This is a genomic window from Rhizobium sp. SVR5-2C, from assembly GCF_056755115.1.
This window is the reverse complement of record NZ_JBNDHT010000211.1, coordinates 1-7,724: the sequence shown is the minus strand read 5'-3', so window position 1 is coordinate 7,724 and position 7,724 is coordinate 1. Positions and strand designations below refer to the sequence as shown.

At 59.2% G+C, this 7,724-nt stretch carries 8 protein-coding genes and 1 pseudogene; 6 read left to right on the top strand and 3 right to left on the bottom strand.

Going from position 1 to position 7,724, the window contains the following annotated elements:
• The 4 genes and pseudogenes from ACPYOI_RS33645 to coaA all read left to right on the top strand — a co-directional run.
• Positions 1–141: pseudogene (locus ACPYOI_RS33645) on the top strand (1-(5-phosphoribosyl)-5-[(5-phosphoribosylamino)methylideneamino]imidazole-4-carboxamide isomerase); the annotation flags it as partial.
• Positions 141–929, top strand: a complete 789-nt coding sequence (gene hisF, locus ACPYOI_RS33640; RefSeq protein ID WP_481417686.1) for an imidazole glycerol phosphate synthase subunit HisF — start codon at positions 141–143, stop codon at positions 927–929. The pseudogene ACPYOI_RS33645 and the gene hisF, both read left to right, overlap by 1 nt.
• A 13-nt stretch (positions 930–942) precedes the next feature.
• Complete coding sequence (locus tag ACPYOI_RS33635; protein ID WP_481417685.1) at positions 943–1,266, top strand: phosphoribosyl-ATP diphosphatase; 324 nt, start codon at positions 943–945, stop codon at positions 1,264–1,266.
• Positions 1,263–2,258, top strand: coding sequence for a type I pantothenate kinase (gene coaA, locus ACPYOI_RS33630; protein ID WP_168831899.1), 996 nt, complete (start codon positions 1,263–1,265; stop codon positions 2,256–2,258). Before ACPYOI_RS33635 ends, coaA begins: the two co-directional genes overlap by 4 nt.
• Before the next feature lie 6 nt (positions 2,259–2,264).
• Here coaA and ACPYOI_RS33625 read toward each other — a convergent pair whose 3' ends face one another.
• The 3 genes from ACPYOI_RS33625 to ACPYOI_RS33615 form a co-directional block, all read right to left on the bottom strand.
• A complete protein-coding gene (locus tag ACPYOI_RS33625) occupies positions 2,265–2,876 on the bottom strand; it encodes an alpha-ketoglutarate-dependent dioxygenase AlkB family protein (RefSeq protein ID WP_481417684.1) in 612 nt (203 codons plus the stop codon).
• 1 nt (position 2,877) lies between these two features.
• Positions 2,878–3,312, bottom strand: a complete 435-nt coding sequence (arfB, locus tag ACPYOI_RS33620) for an alternative ribosome rescue aminoacyl-tRNA hydrolase ArfB (RefSeq protein ID WP_481417683.1) — start codon at positions 3,310–3,312, stop codon at positions 2,878–2,880.
• 96 nt (positions 3,313–3,408) lie between these two features.
• Positions 3,409–5,019: a phosphoenolpyruvate carboxykinase gene (locus ACPYOI_RS33615; protein WP_481417682.1), complete on the bottom strand. Its 1,611-nt coding sequence runs from the start codon at positions 5,017–5,019 to the stop codon at positions 3,409–3,411.
• A gap of 341 nt (positions 5,020–5,360) precedes the next feature.
• Between ACPYOI_RS33615 and ACPYOI_RS33610 the strand changes: the two genes are divergently transcribed.
• The gene (locus ACPYOI_RS33610; protein ID WP_481417700.1) at positions 5,361–6,092 is read left to right on the top strand and encodes a response regulator transcription factor; all 732 of its coding nucleotides are present in this window, start codon (positions 5,361–5,363) and stop codon (positions 6,090–6,092) included.
• An 81-nt stretch (positions 6,093–6,173) separates the two neighbouring features.
• The coding region (locus ACPYOI_RS33605; RefSeq protein WP_481423986.1) for a stimulus-sensing domain-containing protein at positions 6,174–7,724 on the top strand (1,551 nt) is incomplete at its 3' end.

Genomic DNA, 7,724 nt, shown 5'->3' with positions numbered 1-7,724 from the left:
GAGGATGTGAAGCGCATGTTGCAGCCCGACGCCCGCAAGCTAGAAGGTGCCATCTCCGGCCGTGCGCTGTATGATGGGCGTATCGATCCCAAGGAAGCCTTGGCGCTGATCAACGCGGCACCGACGAAAGAGAGCGTGTGATGACCCTGAAAGCCCGCGTTATTCCCTGCCTCGACGTAAAAGACGGCCGTGTGGTCAAGGGTGTCAACTTCGTCAATCTGATCGATGCCGGCGATCCGGTCGAGGCCGCGAAGGCCTATGACGCGGCTGGCGCCGACGAACTCTGCTTTCTCGATATCACCGCCTCATCCGACAATCGCGAAACGATCTTCGATGTCGTTTCCCGAACGGCCGACCAATGCTTCATGCCGCTGACGGTCGGTGGCGGCGTGCGCAGCATCGCCGACATCCGCAAGCTACTGCTTTGCGGCGCCGACAAGGTCTCGATCAATTCGGCGGCGGTGAACAATCCGGATTTCGTCGCCGAAGCGGCCGACAAGTTCGGTGACCAGTGCATCGTCGTTTCGATCGATGCCAAGCGCCGCCGTACACAGGCGGTCGGCCAGGACAATCTCAGTGCCTGGGAGATTTATACGCATGGCGGCCGCAACGCGACCGGCATCGACGCGGTCGAATTCGCGCAGAAGATGGTCGCCCGCGGCGCAGGCGAACTCCTCGTCACCTCCATGGATCGCGATGGGACGAAGATCGGCTACGATCTTGAGTTGACCCGGGCAATCGCCGACGCCGTTCGGGTGCCCGTCATCGCGTCGGGCGGCGTGGGCGATCTCAATGATCTGGTTGCCGGCGTGACGGAAGGCCACGCCAATGCCGTGCTTGCCGCTTCGATCTTCCACTTCGGCACATATTCCGTCGGCGAAGCGAAGCATTATATGTCGTCACACGGCATCGCGATGCGACTTGATTGATTGAAAGCGACAGATGAGCGGATTTTCCCTTTCCGATCTTGAGAGGATCGTCGACGAGCGATCGAAGGCCTCGCCAGACGAATCCTGGACGGCAAAGCTCGTCGCCGGCGGCCAGCCGAAGGCGGCAAAGAAACTTGGCGAGGAAGCCATCGAGGCCGTTATGGCCGCCGTAACGGCTGACCGCGATAATCTTACCTACGAGGCGGCCGATGTTCTCTATCACCTATTGGTCGTATTGAAGATAGCAGGCATTCCGTTGCAAGATGTGATGGCTGAGCTTGAGCGGCGTACCACTCAATCCGGTCTCAAAGAGAAGGCCAGCCGGCAGAGTTCATGAGTATCGCGACACAAATCCTTGGTGCGCCAGAAGCACTCGATCACTTCCAGGCGAATTCCTATTCGCCCTATAACTTCTTTTCTTCCGAGGAATGGGCGAAGTTCCGCGCCGATACGCCGCTGACGCTCACGGGCGAAGAGGTTGCGAGGCTGCGTTCGATGGGGGATCCGATCGATCTCGACGAAGTGCGGCGAATCTATCTGTCGCTGTCGCGCCTTCTCTCCTCGCATGTCGAATCATCGCAATTGCTCTTCGAGCAGCGCAACCGGTTCCTGAGCCTGTCCGACGTGACGAAAACGCCGTTCGTCATCGGCATTGCCGGTTCTGTCGCCGTCGGCAAATCGACGACCGCGCGTGTCCTAAAGGAGCTTCTGCGGCGCTGGCCATCGAGCCCGAAGGTCGATCTCATCACGACCGACGGCTTTCTGCATCCGAATGCGGTGCTCGAACGCGAAAACCTCATGCAGCGCAAGGGCTTTCCGGAAAGCTACGACACAGGCGCAATCCTGAAGTTCCTCTCCGCGATCAAGGCCGGGCAACCGAATGTGAAGGCGCCCGTCTATTCGCACCTCGTCTATGACGTCGTTCCGAACGAATATACGGTCATCGACCGGCCGGACATCCTGGTCTTCGAAGGCATCAACGTTCTGCAGTCGCGCGACCTTCCCGCCGACGGCAAGATCGTGCCGATGGTTTCCGACTTCTTCGATTTCTCGATCTACATCGATGCCGAAGAAAAGCTGATCAACAACTGGTACGTCGCCCGCTTCATGCGCCTGCGTGAAACCGCCTTCCGCGACCCGAACTCCTATTTCCATCGCTATGCTTCGATCAGCGACGAAGAAGCGCTTTCGACCGCCGAAGGGCTGTGGGCGAACATCAACCTGAAGAACCTCCGGCAGAACATCCTGCCGACGCGCCCGCGCGCGGACCTGATTCTGCGCAAGGGTCCGAACCACCTCATCGAGCAGGTGGCGCTGAGGAAGCTTTAGCCGAACTCACGGACTGACACGCCTTAACGTCAGATTGATCCGGCCTCCACTCTTCAGCAGCGTCGACGTGGCCGGGTAGATGCGGTCGACGCCGTGAAAAGATAGACGACCCTCTCCTCCAAGCACGACGATATCGCCGCTGCCGAGCTTGATCGATTGCGTCCGCTCGTTGCGAGAAAGCCCGCCGATACGGAAGAGGCATGTGTTACCGAGCGAAATCGAGACGACAGGTGCTTTCAGGTCCTGCTCGTCCTTGTCTTGATGCAGGCCCATCTTCGCGTCGTCGGAATAGAAGTTGATCAGGCAAGCCTGCGGCGCTTTTTCGTAGCCGGAAACCTCATTCCAGATATCGAGCAGCACTGCCGGTATCGCTGGCCAAGGCTTGCCAGTGAACGGATGGGTCGTCTGATAGCGGTAGCCGCGTTCCTTGTCCGTGACCCAGCCAAGCGGACCGCAGTTGCTCATCCGCACGGACATCGGTTTGCCCGTGCCTGGCATAACCGGCACGAAAAGCGGCGCTTCGGCGACAACGGCGCGGATCGTTTCGACAAGCGCTTCCTGACGGGCACGGTCGAGATATTCGGGGAAATGACGGACGCCGCTTGATAGCTCCAGCATATCACTCCCCACCGGGACGGCCACGCATCCTCTTCACCTCGGCGCGGCCGGATTTTTCCTTGAGTCGGCGTTCGATCGAGCCTTTGGTCGGCTTCGTCTTCTTGCGCGGCGGCGGTGGCGGCTTGGCGGCTTCGAGGATCAGTTCCTTCAGCCGTTCGCGCGCATCCTCCCGATTTCGGTCCTGGCTGCGAAAGCGGCTCGCCTCGATCATCAGCACACCCTCTTTCGACATGCGCCTACCGGCGAGCTTCACGGCATTCGTCTTGACGCGATCGGGAAGCGAAGGTGAATCGGGGATGTTGAAGAAGAGCTGGACGGCCGTCGATACCTTGTTGACGTTCTGGCCACCGGGACCGCCCGCCAGAACGAATTGTTCCGCCAGTTCCCATCCAGCGATGGTGATCCTGTCATTGATATAGAGCGCGTCGCTGGCCATGCCGCTTCTATCTCATATCGACGGCGATTTTGAAACACGCAAAGAAAGACCCGGCGGAGGTCGCCGGGTTTCACGTGAATCATCAGTCTCTTGCTGTTATTCGGCAGCGACCTTGATTCCAGGTGCCGCGTCCCGCACGCCGCCGTCCACATGTGCCTCGAACTTCGCGAAGTTCGAAATGAACATCGATACGAGCTTTTCTGCCTGGACGTCATATGCCGCACCGTCCGCCCAGGTCGAGCGCGGGTCGAGGATGCTGGTCTCGACGCCCGCGACAGCCACGGGAACCGCGAAGCCAAAGTTCGCATCAGTACGGAAATCTACCTTTGCCAGCTTTCCGGAGAGCGCTGCCGATAGCAGAGCGCGCGTTGCCTTGATCGGCATACGCTTGCCAGTACCATATGCGCCGCCGGTCCAGCCGGTATTGACAAGCCAGCATTCAACACCGTGCCGGCCGATCAGCTCCTTCAGCAGATTGCCATATTCCGCCGGATGACGCGGCATGAACGGCGCACCGAAGCAGGTCGAGAACGTCGCCTCCGGTTCGGTGACCCCCTTTTCCGTGCCGGCGACCTTTGCCGTGTAGCCCGAAAGGAAGTGGTACATTGCTTGATCCGGCGTCAGACGCGCGATCGGCGGCATCACACCGAATGCATCGGCAGTCAGCATGATGATCGCCTTCGGGTGGGCGGCGAGGCCCGTTTCCGAAGCATTCGGAATGAAGTCCAACGGATAAGCGCAACGCGTGTTTTCCGTCAGCGAATCGTCGTCGAAGTCCGGCTCGCGCTGTTCATCGAGCACGACATTTTCCAGTACGGTGCCAAAGCGTTGCGTCGTCGCATAGATTTCCGGCTCGGCTTCAGCCGAAAGACGGATCGTCTTCGCGTAGCAGCCGCCTTCGAAGTTGAAGATGCCGCTTTCGCCCCAGCCATGCTCGTCGTCCCCGATCAACGTGCGCGACGGATCAGCAGACAGCGTTGTCTTGCCGGTGCCGGACAGGCCGAAGAAAACTGCCGAGTCGCCATCCGGGCCGGCATTCGCCGAGCAATGCATCGGCATCACGCCCTTTGCCGGGAGCAGGTAATTGAGCACTGTGAAAACCGATTTCTTCATTTCGCCGGCATAGGATGTGCCGCCGATCAAGACGAGACCGTTAGTCAAATCACATGCGATCACCGTCTCGGAGCGGCAACCATAACGCTCCGGATCGGCCTTGAAGCTCGGCAGATCGATGATCGTCAGCTTCGGCACGAAGGCCGCCAGAGCAGAAAGCTCAGGGCGAATCAGCAAATTGCGGATGAAAAGCGAATGCCAGGCAAACTCTGTTACCACGCGCGTCGGCAGCGAGTAATTGACGTCAGCCCCGCCGATCAGATCCTGTACGAACAGTTCCTTGCCGGCGGCATGTTGCAGCATGTCCTGACGCAGAAGCGCGAACTGCTCGGGCGACATCGGCTTGTTGTTGTCCCACCAGATCTCGCCGTCCGTATTGGCATCGCGCACGACGAATTTGTCGCGCGGGGAGCGGCCAGTATGCTGTCCGGTCAGAGCGCGAAGAGCGCCTTGAGCGGTAAGTTCGGCTTCGCCGCGGCGAATCGCTTCCTCATAGAGAGAGGCGGCGGTCAGGTTATAGCGAACGCTTTTTGCGTCTCCCAAACCAATCGTCGCTAGCGCTATTGCCGGGTTGTGAATTCCGAACGTTTCCATGGCTCTTCCTTTCGCTCAAGGCTCCCGCCGTTAAATACTGAAGCGAAACTAAGATCGAGAATTTTAAAAAGCAAGACCGAGAAATGAAGAAAATATAACGATATCAAATAATTAATCGATTTAAATTTCTGAGGCATATTTTAAATCGTTTGAAGCGGGCGCGGGAGTACGGTTTTTATCGCGCCACCGGTGAGCACCGCTTCGACGCTGTGATGGCCCGTGCCCTTTATCTTTGCCACAATTTGTTCCACCTTTATCCTCCATAAGCGCTATCGGTCGAAAGGGCCGGCCTGGGGACATCGAACAATTCCGGGAGCTGCGCATAGATGGAGACGAACACCATGCCGACAATCGCGCTCGTTGACGACGACCGCAATATCCTAACTTCGGTGTCGATCGCACTTGAAGCGGAAGGATACAAGGTTGAGACCTATACAGATGGTGCCTCGGCCTTGGACGGTCTGATCGCCCGCCCGCCGCAACTCGCCATCTTCGATATCAAGATGCCGCGGATGGACGGAATGGAACTTTTGCGCCGCCTGCGCCAGAAGTCCGACATGCCAGTGATTTTTCTGACATCCAAGGACGAGGAGATCGATGAGCTCTTCGGCTTGAAGATGGGAGCCGATGACTTCATCACGAAGCCATTCTCCCAGCGGCTGCTCGTGGAACGCGTCCGCGCCGTGCTCCGCCGCGCTTCGACCCGGGAGATCGCAGCGGTTGCGGGTGCCGGGGCTGCACCGAAGCCTGGCGCCGCTCAACTCGCGCGTTCGCTTGAGCGCGGCCAGCTTGTCATGGACCAGGAACGCCACACCTGCACATGGAAGAGCGAACCGGTGACACTGACAGTGACCGAATTCCTGATCCTTCATTCGCTCGCACAGCGTCCAGGCGTGGTGAAAAGCCGCGACGCGCTCATGGATGCGGCTTATGACGAGCAGGTCTATGTTGACGACCGCACGATCGATAGCCACATCAAGCGCCTGCGCAAGAAATTCAAGATGGTCGATACTGACTTTGATATGATTGAAACACTTTACGGAGTGGGGTACCGCTTCCGCGAAGCAGCCTAACGCCTGAGGGCGCGGGCCGCATGATTGTTGTCGAGGGACGCCTGCCGAAGAGCCAGCAGCGCCCTCCGAAAGGGCCTGTCATTGGCACAGTTGGTGCAGGAAAGGGATCTGGATGACGCGGAAGGCTTGAGCGCCCGCCGCGTCAGGGGAAGGCGCTGGTCGCACCCCTTTACCATCATCCGCCGCATTTTTGGTAATGCGGTCTTTTCCAGCCTGACGCGCCGCATCCTCTTCTTCAATCTTGCGGCACTGCTGGTGCTCGTCGGCGGCATCCTCTATCTCAACCAGTTTCGCGAAGGCCTGATCGACGCGCGTGTCGAAAGCCTGCTGACGCAGGGCGAAATCATCGCCGGCGCCATCTCCGCATCGGCCTCGGTCGACACCAACTCGATCACCATCGATCCGCAGAAGTTGCTGGAGCTGCAGGCCGGGCAAAGCATTACACCCGTCCCGAACGATGAGGACCTGGATTTCCCCATCGATCCGGAAAAGGTGGCACCGGTTCTGCGGCGGTTGATTTCGCCGACGCGAACACGCGCCCGCATCTTCGATGCCGACGCCAACCTGCTTCTCGATTCACGCCACCTCTATTCGCGCGGCCAGGTTCTGCGCTTCGATCTGCCGCCGGTGGAAGAGGAGAAGCAGACGTGGGGCGAATGGTTCACGACACTGTTTAACAAGGCGCTGCAGCCTGGAAACCTGCCCGTTTATAAGGAAGCGCCGGGCGGCGACGGGTCGATCTATCCGGAAGTGATGAATGCGCTGACCGGTGTCCGCGGCGCCGTTGTGCGGACCACCGAAAAGGGCGAGCTGATCGTTTCGGTCGCCGTCCCGATCCAGCGTTTTCGCGCCGTTCTCGGGGTTCTGCTCCTTTCGACGCAAGCCGGCGACATCGACAATATCGTTCATGCCGAGCGGCTGGCGATCATGCGGGTTTTCGGCGTTGCGACGCTCGTCAACGTTTTGTTGTCGCTGGTTCTTTCCTCGACGATCGCCAATCCGCTCCGTCGTCTCTCGGCCGCGGCGATCCGTGTCCGGCGCGGCGCAAAGGAACGCGAGGAGATCCCTGACTTCTCGGCGCGCCAGGATGAGATCGGCAATCTTTCCATTGCGCTCCGCGAGATGACCACCGCACTTTACGATCGCATCGACGCAATCGAGAGCTTTGCCGCCGACGTCAGCCATGAGCTCAAAAACCCGCTGACCTCGCTTCGCAGCGCTGTCGAGACCTTGCCGCTCGCCAGATCGGACGATTCCAAGAAGCGGCTGATGGATGTCATCCAGCACGACGTCCGCCGGCTCGATCGCCTCATCAGCGATATTTCCGACGCTTCGCGGCTCGATGCCGAGCTCGCCCGCGTCGATGCCGGATCTGTTGATCTCGAGCATTTCCTCAGCGACCTGATCGACGTCTCAAGACAGATTCGCCACAAGAACAAAGAGGTTCAGATCGAGCTTTCGATCGAGCGCAAGCCCGGCGTCAAGACGCGCTTCGTCGTCAACGGCCATGATCTGCGTATAGGCCAGATCATCACTAACCTGATCGAAAACGCCCGCTCCTTTGTCCCGGATGAGGGGGGCAGGATCACCGTCCGGCTGTTTCGAACGCGCTCACGCTGCATTGTCTATATC